This window comes from Plantibacter sp. RU18, from assembly GCF_050613355.1.
In the GTDB taxonomy this organism is placed as follows: Bacteria; Actinomycetota; Actinomycetes; order Actinomycetales; family Microbacteriaceae; genus Plantibacter.
Window position 1 is genome coordinate 3556604 of record NZ_CP159618.1, and the last position, 13701, is coordinate 3570304.

Below are 13701 nucleotides of genomic sequence, written 5' to 3' on the forward strand. Positions count from 1 at the left end.
TCCCTTACCGGACCGCCGACACGAGCATGGCCTCCAAGGCCAGTGCAGGAGCGACGTTCCCTTCGATTCGTATGCGGGCGATCGAGATCGCGTCCAAGGTTTCGATCGTAACCGTCGGCGTCGCTCGCCGAGCGGCTTCCTCGAGTTCCGGACGCAATTCACGGTTGATGATGGTGGCGTCGTGCCCGAGTTGGAGCAGGACGATGTCGCGGTACAACGACAACAGATCGACCATGATGCGGTCGAGTCCGTCGCGGAGACTGCGGGTCGCTCGACGCTTCTGGTCCTCCTCCATGGCCCGCACTTGCGAGCGGAGGGCCGGCGGGACGGACTGTCCGGGCTCGACACCGAGCGATCTGAGGGTGCTCTCGCGCTCCTCGTCGTCGCGCAGCGAGGTGTATGCCTTCGCGTCGTCTCCGGCGAGCTCCAGCAGTCGGCCGGCGGTGACGACGGCCTGCCCGGCGCTGCGGATGTCGAGGACCGCCCGCAGGGTGGACTCACGACGCTGACGGGCCCCTGGATCGGTTGCGAGACGGTGTGCCATGCCCACGTGGCTCTGCGCCTCGCGGGCTGCCCGTTCGGCGATGTCCTTCGCCACACCGTCGCGGCGTTGCAGGAGCTCAGCGACGTCCTCGATGGTGGGGACGCCGAGTCGGACCGAGCGGACGCGCGAACGGATCGTCGGCAGGAGATCTGCCTCGCTCGGCGCGCAGAGCACCCAGATGGTGCTGCTCGGCGGCTCCTCGAGTGACTTGAGCAGCAGGTTCGAGGTGCGCTCCGTCATGCGGTCCGCGTCTTCGACGACCATCACCCGGAATCGGCCGACGGACGGTGCACGGTAGGCATTGCGCACGAGATCGCGGACCTCGTCGATGGTGATGATGACCCGATCGGTGCTGAGCGCCGAGAGATCGGGGTGGGTCCGGGCCTGCACCTGGCGGCGGGTGACGTCGTCGCCACCGGGCTCGCGGCTGAGGAGCGCAGCGGCGAAGGCGTAGGCCAAGGTGGACCGGCCGGAACCGGGCGGACCGGTGATGAGCCAGGCGTGCGTGAGGCCCCTGGGCTCAGTCGGGTTCGACGCGGCTTGCAGGAGCTCGATCGCGTCGCGTTGACCCGTCAAGTCGGTCCAGGAAGCCATGTCTCTACGATACCTGGCAGCACCGACGCGGACCGCGAACGTCGGCTTCCGCGCCCGTTCGCCCATCTTTGGGCGAGCCAGCGTTCGTTTGCCCGAAGATGGGCGAACGAACCGGCGCGGAAGCTAGAGGAGCGGGCTGATGCGGGCACGGATGTCGGCGGCGAGGGCGTCCGGCGGGAGACCGGCGTCGACGACGAGGAAACGTTCGGGCTCTGCGGCTGCAAGCGCGAGGAACGACTCCCGGACCCTGATGTGGAAGTCCTGGGCCTCGGCTTCCAGCCGGTCGAAACGCTTGTTCGCGTTGTCGAGCCGACCCCGTGCGACGGCCACGTCGAGGTCGAGGAGCACGGTGACGTCCGGGAGGAGGTCTTCAGCCGCCCACAGTGAGATCCCGCGGATCTCGCCTGCGTCGAGCACTCGCCCGCTGCCCTGATAGGCGACGGAGGAATCGAGGTAGCGGTCCTGCAGGACGATCTCCCCGCGGGCGAGCGCAGGGCGCACGACGGTGGCGATGTGGTGTGCGCGGTCCGCTGCGTAAAGGAGCGCCTCAGCGCGGGGACTGATGTCTCCACGGTGATGCAACACGATCTCCCGGATCTCGACGCCGAGTTCGCTCCCGCCGGGTTCACGAGTGCGCAGGACCGTGCGACCCTGTTGCTCGAACCAGTCGCTCAGCAGGCTCACCTGGGTCGACTTGCCGACGCCATCGCCGCCCTCGAGCGTGATGAAGAGGCCTCGAGGGCCGCTCTCCTCGCTCACGTGGTGGCGTCCGCCTTCGCTGCGGCTGCTTTGTTGGCGGCTCTGGTCGCGGCAGCCTTCTTCGCCGCAGCGGAACGTGCTGCCGAAGCAGTGGTGCTGGCAGCGGAGGTCGCAGTCTTCGTGGTGGCCGTCTTCTTCGCTGGGGCCTTCTTAGCCGGAGCCTTCTTGGCCGGAGCCTTCTTGGCCTTCGGCTTCGCCGGGCCCTTCGCGCGCTTGTCGGCGAGGATCTGCACGGCGCGTTCGAAGTCGACGTCCTCGACCTGTTCGCCACGCGGGATGGTCGCGTTGGTGACGCCGTCGGTGACGTACGCGCCGAAGCGGCCGTCCTTGATCTTGATCGGCTTGCCGCTCTCGGGGTCCGCCTCGAACTCCTTGAGTGCACTCGACGCCTTGCGTGCACCGTACTTCGGCTGCGCGAACAGCTCGACGGCACCCGCGAGGTCGACGGAGAAGATGTCGTCCTCGGAAGTGAGCGAGCGGGTGTCCGTGCCCTTCTTGAGGTAGGGGCCGTACCGTCCGTTCTGCGCCAGGATCTCTTCGCCGGACTCCGGGTCGGCGCCGACGACCCGGGGCAGGTCGAGGAGCTTCAGCGCGGTGTCGAGGTCGATCGTCGCGAGGTCCATCGATTTGAAGATCGACGCTGTACGCGGCTTCTCCGCAGCAGCCTTCTTCTTCGCCGGCGCCTTCTTCGCAGGAGCCTTCTTCGAGCCGGCAGCCGGGTCGGTGACCTCGCCCGTCGCGGGGTCCGCGACGATGTCGGTCTCGGGCTCAGGGTCGACCTCGGTGATGTACGGGCCGAAGCGACCGTCCTTGGCGACGATCTCCTTGCCGGTCACGGGGTTCAACCCGATGACGCGATCACCGATGACGGGAGCGTCGATGAGTTCGTGCGCCTTCTCGGGCGTGAGCTCGTCCGGCGCGAGGTCTTCGGGCAGGTTCACACGACGAGGGGTCGGTGCTTCTTCGCCCTCTGCCGGCGGCGGACCGTCCGGGGTGACCTCGAGGTAGGGGCCGTACTTGCCGATCCGCAGCGTGATGCCGTCGTCGATGACGATGGAGTTGATCCGCCGGGCATCGATGTCGCCGAGGTTGTCGATGACCTGACGGAGCCCACGGCCGTTCTCGCCACCGAAGTAGAAGCCCTTCAGCCAGTCGACGCGGTCGACGGAACCTCCGGCGATGCGGTCGAGGTCGTTCTCCATCTCCGCGGTGAAGTCGTACTCGACGAGTTCTTCGAAGTACTCCTCGAGCAGACGGACCACGCTGAACGCGACCCAGCTGGGGATGAGTGCTTGACCGCGCTGCGTGACGTAGCCGCGATCGATGATGGTGGAGATGATCGACGCGAAGGTCGAGGGTCGGCCGATGCCGAGCTCCTCGAGCCGCTTGACGAGGCTCGCCTCCGTGTAACGCGGGGGTGGTGAGGTCTCGTGACCCTTGGCCTCAGGGTCCTCGATGCCGAGCTGCTGGCCTTCGGTCAGCGGAGGCAGCTTGGCCTCGGCCGCATCGTCCTGCGGCGAGTTGCGGTCCTCGTCCTGGCCCTCTTCATAGGCGGCGAGGAAGCCGCGGAAGGTGATGACTGTGCCGGACGCGGTGAACTCGGCGCGGCCGACCTCGGTCGCGGCTTCGAGCGTGATCGTCGCCGTCGAACCCTTGGCGTCCGCCATCTGACTGGCGACGGTGCGCTTCCAGATGAGGTCGTAGAGCTTGAAGTCGTTGCCGCGCAGCGTCGAGGACAGCGAGGACGGCGTGCGGAAGGTGTCGCCCGAGGGACGGATCGCTTCGTGTGCCTCTTGCGCGTTCTTGCTCTTGCCCGAGTACAGGCGGGGCTTGTCCGGGACGGTCTCCGCACCGTAGAGGTCTGCGGCCTGCTTGCGCGCCGCGTTGATCGCCTGCTGGCTGAGCGACGGCGAGTCGGTGCGCATATAGGTGATGTAGCCGTTCTCGTACAGCGACTGCGCGACGCTCATCGTCTGTCGTGCGGAGAAGCGCAGCTTACGGCCGGCCTCCTGCTGCAGCGTCGACGTGGTGAACGGCGCCGCCGGACGACGCGAGTAGGGCTTCGACTCGACCGAGAGGACGGTGGCCTTCGACTGCTCGAGGGCCGCGGCGAGTGCGGTGGCCCGCTGCTCATCGAGGGTGACGGCGCTGCCCTTGAGCTTGCCGAGGTCGTCGAAGTCGCGGCCGGTCGCGACGCGATCGCCGTCGAGTCGGACGAGACGAGCGGTGAAGGGCGATCCGGTGGCGTCGGCCCCCGGGAGGAAGCGCGCGATGACGTCCCAGTAGGAAGCTGCGCGGAAGGCGAGACGTTCGCGTTCGCGATCCACGACGAGGCGGGTCGCTGCGGACTGCACACGGCCGGCGCTGAGGCCGGGGCCGACCTTCCGCCAGAGGACTGGGGAGATCTCGTAGCCGTAGAGGCGGTCGAGGATGCGCCGGGTCTCCTGCGCGTCGACGAGGTCGGTGTCGAGGGGGCGAGTGTGGTCCTTCGCGGCCAGGATCGCGTCCTTCGTGATCTCGTGGAAGACCATTCGGCTGACGGGGACCTTGGGCTGCAGGACCTGCAGGAGGTGCCAGGCGATGGCCTCGCCTTCGCGGTCCTCATCAGTCGCGAGGAGGAGTTCATCGGCGTTCTTCAACGCACGCTTGAGGTCGGCGACCGTCTTCTTCTTCGCGTCGGAGACGACGTAGTAGGGCTCGAAGCCGTTGTCGACGTCGACGGAGAACTTGCCGAGCGAGCCCTTCTTGAGCTCGGGCGGAAGGTTCTTCGGCTCGATGAGGTCGCGGATGTGACCGACCGAGGACAGCACCTCATAGTCGTCACCGAGATATCCGGCGATCGACTTCATCTTGGTCGGTGACTCTACGATCACGAGTTTCTTGCCTGCCACGAGGCTCCTTCCATCAGCCACACCATACACACGTGCACAGCAGGGTTGTCCAATCGAGTGCTCGCTGGGAGGCGTGTCCATCCCCTTGCGTTCCGCGGGGTTCGGAGCAGAATGTCTGCCATGAGTACCCAGACGAGCAGTTACACCGTGAAGTTGACCGACGGTCCGCTGGAGGGCAAGACGATCGCCGCCCAGCTCACCGGCGAAGGATCTCCGACGCCCACCGTCGACGTCGCAAGTGGCACAGCGGGCAAGGTCTACCGCTACGCCCGCACCACCGGCCAGGAGTACGACGACTCGGGAGCACCGAGTGCTGTCGACTACCGTTTCCTGGAGGCCGTGTTCACCTCCAGCGACGCCAGCAGCTGAACCAGTCGGCGACTACCTCTTAATACGGAGCGGCTCCGGGCATGACAGACGTCCCGGCCGGCGTCGGCGTCGGGGGTCCTGCCCTCGCCGCGACCGTCACGGCTCCCCATGGGGTGTCGACCGATGCGTCGACGAGGACGGTGGAGCCGTCGAGTTCGCAGGTTCCGAGGGCCGCCTGATTGCGTTCGGCGACCCGTCGAGCAGTCTCGCAGGGGAATCCTGGGAGCCTGCCTGACGCGGTGTCCGCTGCGGCGAGCGCCGCAGCATCGGCAGCGTTGGCCGCCTGCTGATGCGCGGCGACGAGTGTGCCGATCGGCAGTGCCGCGAGCAGCAGCGCGACGAGTGCCCCGAGGATCCCGATGGCGAGCACCGAGCCCGCTCCGGTGTCGTCGTGCAGCCCGGGCAGCCTTCGCAGCCGCTCGCTCACCGACCGGCGTCCATCGCGCAGGAAGACGCCGACACCGGTATCCAGGCCGCGATCCCGGCCCCGGCGGTCGCCTCGACCTGCACGCAGACGAGGTCGCCGTCCGAACCGCTCGACATCGTCGCGCCGGGGAGCACGCGAGCCACTCTCGCTGCGGCCGTCCCGTGGCCGTCTCCCCTGCCGAGGCTTCGAGCGCCGTCTGCAGCGGCATCAGCGGCCCGCAGCTGGATGACGCCCACCTGCAGAGCCGAGAGCCCCATCGCGAGCACCAAGACGACGGCGGGCACCACCACCGCGAACTCCGCGGTGATCACGCCGTCCTCCGGACACGGCGACAATCGTCGGGGACGCACCGCTCAACCGTTCGCAGTGAGTGCACGACGGATGAGGTCGATGAGGATACCTCGCACCTCGTCTCCGCGGAGGATCGCGACGAGCAGGCCGGCGAATCCGACCGCCGCCATCGTCGCCACGGCGTACTCCGCCGTGGCCGAGCCCCGTTCGTCATGCATCAACTGACGGGCCTGCTGCCCGATGCCCTGCTGGATCCGTTCGCCGATCGTGTTCATGGTGGTCCTTCCTCGCACCGAAGTGCTGCGCTCGTGGCACGAACACCTCCATGGTCGACGCTCCGCCGCGCGGGAAGTCTGCGGAGAACGAGTCCGCGCGAACTGCAGCGCCGGATGCCACCTGTGGAGCGGGGTCGGAACTGGTGCGGAGCCGATCAGCTCGCGGCGTCGTGGCCGAACTCGCGCAGCTCTTGTGCGCACCGGCATCCCGCCGCGATCCTGGCGGCCCATTCCTCCGCTGCCGCCCGGTCCGGAAGCTCGAGCACCGTGAACCCACCGACGATCCTCGACCCGGGATAGATCTCGGTCGACACGGATCTGTCGGCAGCCACCAGGACCGGAGCGACCGATTCATCGATCCCGCCGCCGAACACCCACACACCTGCGGCCTTCGCCTCCTCGACGACGGCGTGGGAGGAGGCGACGACGTCCGCGAACTCATCGTCCGGAACCACCATCGCCTCGCTGGGGAACGAAATCAGGTACTTGGTCATGACTCCATCGTCGTCCGGTCGACCGGCGCCCGCAATCACCTGTTTCGGAGCGTTTCCGCGTTCAGAAGCCGAGGGCGGTGGAGGTGACGACGCTCAGGAGGAGCGGAGCGACGCCCACGAGCAGGAAGGCAGGCAGGATGCACACGCCGAGCGGGATCATGAGGCGCGTCGCGAGGACCGCAGCGGCCCGTTCTCCGTCGGAGCGCGCCTGATCACGACATTGATCGGCCTCGCTCCGGAGCAGCTCCCCAGCCGGGATTCCGGCGCTGGCGGAGAGCGCGAGTACGCGTCCGATCGACTGATCGTCGTGTGGGACGTCGAATCGTTCGCACGCCTCCTCGACGACCCGTCGCGCGACCGACGCCGCACCACCACCGGCCATCGCGACAGCGACGAGGTCGAGCGACAACCCGGGAGCCGGATCGCGGCGCGCGGCTCGCGCGGTCAACGCCGCGCTCCATCGTCCTCCTGCGACGAGGAACGCCGCACCGAGCACGAGGCAGCACAGCCCGGGGACCGTCGCAACGAGTGTCCGCACGGTGTCGAAGCCGAGGGCCATGCCGAGGACGACCGCGACGAGCGGCAGCCACAGCACGAGCCGGGCGGTCGCTGCAGGCCCCGCCAGCGCCGTGCCGACGTCTCGCCCGATGCGGTCCAACTCACGCAGGGAACCCGCCAGGTCACGGAGGCACACGCCGAGGGGTGCGCCGGTGAGCGAGGCGACCTGCCAGGCTGCGGCGAGCCCGGCCCACGCGGTCCTCACCCCGCGTCCGGACTCCTGGCGGGCGAGTTCGTCGATCGCCGCTGCGACATCGCCGCCGTGCACCGCGGCCGCCGCCACCTCCAGGAGCATCCCGACCTCTCGCTCGCCATCCACGTCCACTGCTCCGACCGGAACGGGAGCATCGCCCGCCAGAGCTCGGGTCCGGTCGGCGGAGGCCTCCTCAGCGAGATGCACCCAGGCGCTCGCTGGTGCGACCCCCGCACCCAGCAGCACCGCCAGGCGGCGCGTGGTCCGTGCGACACGCGCAGCGCCGTCGTCATCGCCCGGCGCGGCTCCCGGAAGCATCGCGCGAACTGCCGCCAGCGCCGCGCGGAGATTCACTGCAGCTCCTCCACGGCGAGGCGCTCACGCTCGTCGAGGACGAGCCTGCCGACCGCGACGACCTGCCGACCCGCGGTCTGGCGTTCGAGATGCACGATGAGCCCGATGGCGCTCGTGGCCTGGCGCGCGACGGCCTGCTGGCTCATCCCCGCGAGCGCGCCGAGCGCTTCGAGTCTCGCTGGCACATCGCCCAGGGAGTTCGCGTGCAGAGTGCCGGCCCCGCCGTCGTGCCCGGTGTTGAGCGCTGACAGGAGCTCGCGGACCTCCGGGCCTCGGCACTCCCCGAGCACCAGACGATCGGGGCGCATCCGGAGGGCCTCGCGGAGCAGCCTCTCGAGGTCGATGCCGCCCGCACCCTCGAGGTTCGCCTGCCTCGACTGCAATGCGACCACATGGGGGTGCAGGATGCGCAGCTCCGCCACGTCCTCGATCACGACCAGACGTTCCGACGGCGACGCCAGCCCGAGCAGCGCTCCGAGCAGGGTCGTCTTCCCGGATCCGCCCGCCCCCGTGATCAACACGTTGGTCCGCGCGGCCACGGCTTCACGCAGCAGCTCAGCGACGGCGGCCGGGAACATGCCGACGCGCTCCAGTGCGTCGAACCCGAGCGCTTCGTCCCGTGGCACACGGACGGACAGGAGCGTGCCCCGCGTGGATACCGGCGGCAGGACGACGTGCACACGCATGCCGTCCTGCAACCGGACGTCGACACAGGGTGTCGCCTCATCGACATGGCGCCCGCCGCGTGCCACGAGCCGGACGGCCAGCGCGCGGATCATCGCCTCATCGGACCGCCATCCGGCCTCGCGGACGAGTCCGGCACCGTGATCCAGCCACAGCCCCGATTCCCCGTTGACGAACAGGTCCGTGACGCCGGGATCAGCGAGGTAGGGAGCCAGCGCGCCGAAGTCGGCGAGGACCGCGCCCTCTCGCGCTCCGGCGCTCGACGGCATCCCTCCTCCGACGGATGCGTCCACCGGTGGATGCGCTGCAGGAGGGGATGGGACGGCGGCGACGAATCGATCTGGCATGGGGCGAGCGTAGGAGCGCGGGTGCGGCCGTCGGACCGCGATCGGTCGCGGTGGGGACAGCCGGGCGATGGAGTCTGCTTGTGGAGCGATCTCGATCCTGTCCGAGGCACATCGGTGGGCGGCACCTCGACAGGCTCGGTGACCGGGATCGCCCGGTGACCGGGGTCGCCCGACGAGCGGGGTCGCCCGACGAGCGAGTGTCAGCGACCGATCGTGGACGCCCGGACGATGAGGTCGGCGCCGATGACGGGCGCCGGCGGCACCTCACGGCCCTCGATCTGCGCCAGCAGCTGCGCAGCCCCTGCCCGGCCGAGCGCCTCGCCAGGCAGACGCACACTCGTGAGGGGCGGATCGCTGATGACCGACGACGCGAGGTCGTCGAATCCGGCGACAGCGAGTTCGCCCGGCACCGGCATCCCCATCATCCGCGCCGATTGCAGCACACCATAGGCATGGGTGTCGGTCGCGCACACGAGCGCCGTCACGCCGACGTCGCGCCATCGGGGCCAGCTGTCGACGAAGGCCGCGGCGGCCGCCTCGATGTCGATGAGGCTCTCCGCACGATCGTCCGAGTGGACCCGCATGCCGCGCACCGCTGCTTCCCGCTCGAGGAGCAGGCGGCGCAGGAGGAAGGTGTCCGTGGCCGTCCGTCCACCGAGGTAACCGATCTGGCGATGCCCGAGGACGTGCAGGTGGTCGAGCAGCTCGCGAACACCGCCGAGCAGGTCGAAGTCGACGGACACCGCGCGCCGCGGGGTTGCGGGTTCGTCGGATCGCGTCGTCGCGTCCGACATGCTGATCGGGAGGCGGGGCGCATCCAGGAGGACGAGTGCGGCATCGAGGCGAAGTTCTTCGAGGAACGCCTCGCTCGGCGCGTCGACGACGACTCCTGCCGGCCGGAGTGCGGCCAATCGGCTGAGCGCCGACACAGTCGGCACGTCGCCCTCCCCCGTGACCGAGACGAGCAGTTGGTAGGCGTCGCCGAGACCTGCCCGGAGGCCCCGGATCACCGCGCCGAAGTACGGGTTCGACGCATCGGGTGTGACGAAGACGACGAGGTTGCTGGAACCGCTCGCGAGCGCCCGCGCCGCGTGGTCGACTACGTAGCCGAGATCGGCGATCGCCTGCCGGACCCGCTCCGCGTTCTGCGCCGAGACGTGCCCTGCATCCTTGCCGTTCGCGACGAGGGAGACGGTCGCGAGCGAGGTCCCTGCGCGTTCGGCGACCATGGCGGCCGTCACGCGACGGCCACTGCGAGGACTGGACCCGTTCGACGCTTCTGGCACCCGTCGATCGTATCGGGACGGCCGCCGCGACCCGGCACGGAGCGTCGATTAGCGAACCTAAAGCGCTTGACGTATGCTGCTGCATGCGAACCTGAAGCGCTTTACGCGCGATGGCGAACGTCCCCCGCCACCCCAACGATGTGGAGAACCATGCCCCGCAAGATCATCCTCGACTGCGACCCAGGACACGACGACGCGATCGCCATCCTGCTCGCCCACGGCAATCCGGAGATCGAGCTGCTCGCCGTCACGACCGTGGTCGGCAACCAGACGCTCCCGAAGGTCACGAGGAACGCCCTCGCTGTCGCGCGCATCGCCGGAATCACCGACGTGCCCTTCGCCGCAGGCGCCGACCGCCCCCTGGTCCGCCCGCTGGAGAACGCCCCCGACATCCACGGCGAGTCCGGCATGGACGGCCCCGTCCTTCCCGAGCCCGCGATCGAGCTCGATGCGCGCCACGCCGTCGACCTGATCATCGACCTCGTCATGTCGCACGAGCCCGGCGAGATCACCCTCGTCCCCACCGGCGGTCTCACGAACATCGCCCTCGCGGCCCGCAAGGAGCCGCGCATCGTGGAGCGGGTCAAGGAGGTCGTCCTCATGGGCGGCGGCTACCACGTCGGCAACTGGTCGGCCGTGGCCGAGTTCAACATCAAGATCGATCCAGAGGCCGCGCACATCGTGTTCAACGAGAGCTGGCCCGTCGTGATGGTCGGCCTCGACCTCACGCACCAGGCGCTGGCGACCCCGGAGGTCGCTCAGCGCATCGCCGCGATCGGCACCGGTCCCGCACGCTTCGTCGGGGAGCTCCTCGAGTTCTTCGGCACCACCTACAAGGACGCCCAGGGCTTCGACAGCCCACCGGTCCACGACCCGTGCGCCGTCGCCTACGTCATCGACCCGACGATCGTGAAGACCGTCAAGGTCCCGATCGACATCGAGCTCACGGGCACCCTCACGCTCGGCATGACCGTCGCCGACTTCCGCAGCCCGGCCCCGGCCGACTGCACCACGTGGGCCGCGACCGAACTCGACCATGAAGGCTTCTGGAATCTCGTGACCGACGCGCTCGAGACCATCGGGGAGGTCGAACTGTGAGCGATCTCCTGAGCTCGACCAAGCCCGCCGTCCGCATCGGCGCCCTCATGACGGCGCTGCTCGCAGCGTGCGTCGCCTTCCAGCTGAACGCCAGCATGCTGAGCCCCGCGCTCGTCAGCATGGCCCGTGAACTGAACACCGACGACGCCACCATCGGCCTGTCGCAGACGATGTTCTTCACGACCGCAGCCCTGTTCTCAGTCTTCCTCCCGCGCCTCAGCGACATCATCGGGCGCAAACGCGTCCTCACCGGCATGCTCGTGATCATGCTCGTCGGCACCGTCGTCGCGGCCCTCGCCGTGAACGTCGAGATGCTGTTCGTCGGTCGCATCATCCAGGGCGTGTCCGGGCCGGTCGTCCCGATCACGCTGCTCATGCTGCGTGCCGAGGTCTCCGACCCGAAGCGGTACGGCGCGATGATGGGTCTGATCACCGCGGTCAACGGCGGTATCGCAGGCATCGACGCACTTGCGGGCGGCTGGCTCGTCACGAACCACGGCTTCCGCTCCGTGTTCTGGACCATGGCTGTCGTCGCAGCCGTCGCGATCGTGTTCGTCGTCCTGTGGGCTGCGAACTCGCAACCGTCCAAGGGCACGAAGATGGACTGGTGGGGGGTGCTCCCCCTCGTCGTCTCGATCGCGGCCCTTCTCACGGCCTTCAACGAGGCGGGCAAGCTCGCCGGCGCGAACTGGCTGCTCGTCGGCGGGTTCATCCTCGTGGCCCTCATCGCCTTCGGCATCTTCTGGAGCATCGAGAACCGCGTTGCGGAGCCCCTCGTCGCGACGAAGTACCTGCGTCAGCGCAGCACCTGGGCACTCCTCCTCACGACGCTGCTCACCATGACCGGGGTGTTCGCCGTCGTCAACGGTCTCGTGACCTCGATCGCGCAGAACGCGAACGCCGGGTTCAGCATGGAGGCGGACCTCGCGTCGCTCGCCTTCCTGACCCCGTACGCCCTCGTCGGCTGGCTCGTCGGTCCGTTCGCCGGGCGCCTGGCTCCGACGATCGGCTACCTCAACGTGCTGCGGATCGGCCTGATCGGATCCATCGTCTCGATCGTCGTCATGGCGCTCGTCGGCGTGCACTCGCTGCCGGTCCTCATCGCGACCACCGTGCTCATCGGCGCGACGTATGCAGGTATCGGCAACATCATGCTGAACGGCCTCGGCATCGTGCTGTCGCCGAAAGACAACCCCGGCTTCCTCCCGGGGCTGAACGCGGGTGCGTTCAACCTCGGCGCCGGTCTCAGCTTCGTGGTCCTTCCGGCAGTGCAGATCGCGGTCTCCCCCGCGGGTGGCACCTCAACGAACGGATACACGAGTGCCATGCTGGTGGGCGCGGGCATCACGGCCGTCGCGCTCGCGATCTCGTTCCTCATCCCGAAGCCCGCGAGCGCCGAGGTTCAGTCGGCCGACGCGGTCGCCGCAGCATAAGGAAGGTCGTCATGCAGAGCTCACGCATCGTCGTCGTCGGATCGTTGAACGCCGACCTCGTCGTCCGCACGGCGCGCTTCCCGCAACCGGGAGAGACCCTCACCGGGTCCGAGCTCGTCGTGATCCCCGGCGGCAAAGGGGCGAACCAGGCGGTCGCCGCCGGGCGTCTCGACGGCGACGTCACCATGGTCGGCGCGGTCGGCGACGATGCGAACGGCGGACTGCTGCTCGGGTCGCTGTCGGACGCAGGGGTCGACGTGACGCACGTCGCCACGCGCACCGACGTCGCGACCGGCACCGCGGTGATCACGGTCGATGACGCGGGCGAGAACACGATCATCGTCTCGCCCGGCGCCAACGGCACGCTCACCACGGAACGCATCGGCGACGCCTGGAACGCCCTCGATGACGCCGGTGTGCTCTGCCTCTGTCTGGAGGTGCCCATCGACACCGTGCTCGACGCGGCGCAGCGCGGGTCCGACGCCGGAGCACTCGTCCTCCTCAACCTCTCGCCGTATGGAGAGGTACCGGACGAACTGCTCAGGATGACCGGTGTGCTCCTCGTCAACGAGCACGAGGCCGCCGACCTCTCCGGCGTCGACCCCGAGCAGTCCGGCTGGGAGGCGACCGCATCGGCTCTTCGCGTTCGCGGCGTCGACCGCGCGGTCATCACGACCGGTGCCGCCGGCAGTGTCGTGCTCGACGGTGACGCACCGGTCGTCGCTGTACCGTCGCCGAAGGTCGACGCGGTCGACACCACCGGATGCGGCGACGCATTCATGGGCTCGCTCGCCCTGCGGCTCGCGGCGGGCGACGCCCTGGTGGACGCCGCACGCTTCGCCTCGACCGTGGGCAGCTACGCCGCGACGGGAGCCGGCGCGCAGGCGTCCTACCCGGACCGCGCGCAGCTCGAGGCCTTCCTCGAAGGACATCCGGTCAGCGCCGCCTAGCGGCAGAGCACTGCACGATCGAACGCCCGTGACCCCCGATGACAGGGGTTGCGGGCGTTCTGCACGCTCGCTTCCGGCGTGCCTGCGACGGCGTGTGCCGGAGACAGATGAAGGCGGCACCCATTGGGGGAATGGGTGCCGCCTCTGCGGTGCC

14 protein-coding genes are annotated in these 13701 nt (G+C 69.0%); 4 read left to right on the forward strand and 10 right to left on the reverse strand.

The features are described 5' to 3' along the window. Positions 1-4: 4 nt before the first annotated feature. The 3 genes from ABMA10_RS17045 to topA form a co-directional block, all read right to left on the reverse strand. Positions 5-1138, reverse strand: a complete 1134-nt coding sequence (locus ABMA10_RS17045; protein WP_347867353.1) for a DNA polymerase III subunit delta' — start codon at positions 1136-1138, stop codon at positions 5-7. A 123-nt stretch (positions 1139-1261) separates the two neighbouring features. Further along, the gene (tmk, locus tag ABMA10_RS17050; protein WP_347867352.1) at positions 1262-1897 is read right to left on the reverse strand and encodes a dTMP kinase; all 636 of its coding nucleotides are present in this window, start codon (positions 1895-1897) and stop codon (positions 1262-1264) included. Then, the gene (topA, locus tag ABMA10_RS17055; RefSeq protein ID WP_414693627.1) at positions 1894-4746 is read right to left on the reverse strand and encodes a type I DNA topoisomerase; all 2853 of its coding nucleotides are present in this window, start codon (positions 4744-4746) and stop codon (positions 1894-1896) included. Before topA ends, tmk begins: the two co-directional genes overlap by 4 nt. Positions 4747-4908: 162 nt before the next feature. On the opposite strand from topA, the gene ABMA10_RS17060 reads away from it, so the two are divergent. Beyond that, a complete protein-coding gene (locus ABMA10_RS17060; RefSeq protein WP_347867350.1) occupies positions 4909-5157 on the forward strand; it encodes a hypothetical protein in 249 nt (82 codons plus the stop codon). A gap of 19 nt (positions 5158-5176) precedes the next feature. On the opposite strand, the gene ABMA10_RS17065 is transcribed toward ABMA10_RS17060, so the two are convergent. The 7 genes from ABMA10_RS17065 to ABMA10_RS17095 all read right to left on the reverse strand — a co-directional run bounded on the left by ABMA10_RS17065 (position 5177) and on the right by ABMA10_RS17095 (position 10066). Next, on the reverse strand, positions 5177-5584 hold the full coding sequence (locus ABMA10_RS17065; RefSeq protein ID WP_347867349.1) for an Rv3654c family TadE-like protein: 408 nt from the start codon (positions 5582-5584) through the stop codon (positions 5177-5179). Further along, positions 5581-5895, reverse strand: coding sequence for a TadE family type IV pilus minor pilin (locus tag ABMA10_RS17070; RefSeq protein WP_347867348.1), 315 nt, complete (start codon positions 5893-5895; stop codon positions 5581-5583). The genes ABMA10_RS17065 and ABMA10_RS17070 overlap by 4 nt, the downstream gene beginning before the upstream one ends. Positions 5896-5937: 42 nt before the next feature. Continuing rightward, the gene (locus tag ABMA10_RS17075) at positions 5938-6150 is read right to left on the reverse strand and encodes a DUF4244 domain-containing protein (RefSeq protein WP_347867347.1); all 213 of its coding nucleotides are present in this window, start codon (positions 6148-6150) and stop codon (positions 5938-5940) included. A gap of 155 nt (positions 6151-6305) precedes the next feature. After that, positions 6306-6644, reverse strand: coding sequence for a transcription initiation protein (locus ABMA10_RS17080; protein WP_347867346.1), 339 nt, complete (start codon positions 6642-6644; stop codon positions 6306-6308). A gap of 61 nt (positions 6645-6705) precedes the next feature. Next, the gene (locus ABMA10_RS17085) at positions 6706-7749 is read right to left on the reverse strand and encodes a type II secretion system F family protein (RefSeq protein ID WP_347867345.1); all 1044 of its coding nucleotides are present in this window, start codon (positions 7747-7749) and stop codon (positions 6706-6708) included. Then, the gene (locus ABMA10_RS17090; protein ID WP_347867344.1) at positions 7746-8780 is read right to left on the reverse strand and encodes a TadA family conjugal transfer-associated ATPase; all 1035 of its coding nucleotides are present in this window, start codon (positions 8778-8780) and stop codon (positions 7746-7748) included. Before ABMA10_RS17090 ends, ABMA10_RS17085 begins: the two co-directional genes overlap by 4 nt. Before the next feature lie 200 nt (positions 8781-8980). Continuing rightward, on the reverse strand, positions 8981-10066 hold the full coding sequence (locus ABMA10_RS17095; protein WP_347867343.1) for a LacI family DNA-binding transcriptional regulator: 1086 nt from the start codon (positions 10064-10066) through the stop codon (positions 8981-8983). Positions 10067-10216: 150 nt separating this feature from the next. Between ABMA10_RS17095 and ABMA10_RS17100 the strand changes: the two genes are divergently transcribed. The 3 genes from ABMA10_RS17100 to ABMA10_RS17110 are packed head-to-tail and all read left to right on the forward strand — an operon-like array spanning position 10217 to position 13547. Next, positions 10217-11164, forward strand: coding sequence for a nucleoside hydrolase (locus ABMA10_RS17100; RefSeq protein ID WP_347867342.1), 948 nt, complete (start codon positions 10217-10219; stop codon positions 11162-11164). Then, positions 11161-12597 (forward strand): MFS transporter, encoded by a 1437-nt coding sequence (locus tag ABMA10_RS17105; protein ID WP_414693626.1) that lies wholly within the window; start codon positions 11161-11163, stop codon positions 12595-12597. Before ABMA10_RS17100 ends, ABMA10_RS17105 begins: the two co-directional genes overlap by 4 nt. Positions 12598-12608: 11 nt before the next feature. Further along, positions 12609-13547 carry a ribokinase gene (locus ABMA10_RS17110; protein ID WP_347867341.1) on the forward strand — a complete coding sequence of 313 codons (939 nt, stop codon included), beginning with the start codon at positions 12609-12611 and terminating at the stop codon, positions 13545-13547. The last annotated feature ends 154 nt before the right edge of the window (positions 13548-13701 follow it).

Bases quoted from the DNA above. Each gene is read 5' to 3' on its own strand.
- ABMA10_RS17100 (WP_347867342.1), top strand. From the start codon at position 10,217: ATGCCCCGCAAGATCATCCTCGACTGCGACCCAGGACACGACGACGCG.
- ABMA10_RS17075 (WP_347867347.1), bottom strand. From the start codon at position 6,150: ATGAACACGATCGGCGAACGGATCCAGCAGGGCATCGGGCAGCAGGCC.
- ABMA10_RS17045 (WP_347867353.1), bottom strand. From the start codon at position 1,138: ATGGCTTCCTGGACCGACTTGACGGGTCAACGCGACGCGATCGAGCTC.
- topA (WP_414693627.1), bottom strand. From the start codon at position 4,746: ATGAAGTCGATCGCCGGATATCTCGGTGACGACTATGAGGTGCTGTCC.
- ABMA10_RS17090 (WP_347867344.1), bottom strand. From the start codon at position 8,780: ATGCCAGATCGATTCGTCGCCGCCGTCCCATCCCCTCCTGCAGCGCAT.
- ABMA10_RS17110 (WP_347867341.1), top strand. From the start codon at position 12,609: ATGCAGAGCTCACGCATCGTCGTCGTCGGATCGTTGAACGCCGACCTC.
- ABMA10_RS17060 (WP_347867350.1), top strand. From the start codon at position 4,909: ATGAGTACCCAGACGAGCAGTTACACCGTGAAGTTGACCGACGGTCCG.
- ABMA10_RS17080 (WP_347867346.1), bottom strand. From the start codon at position 6,644: ATGACCAAGTACCTGATTTCGTTCCCCAGCGAGGCGATGGTGGTTCCG.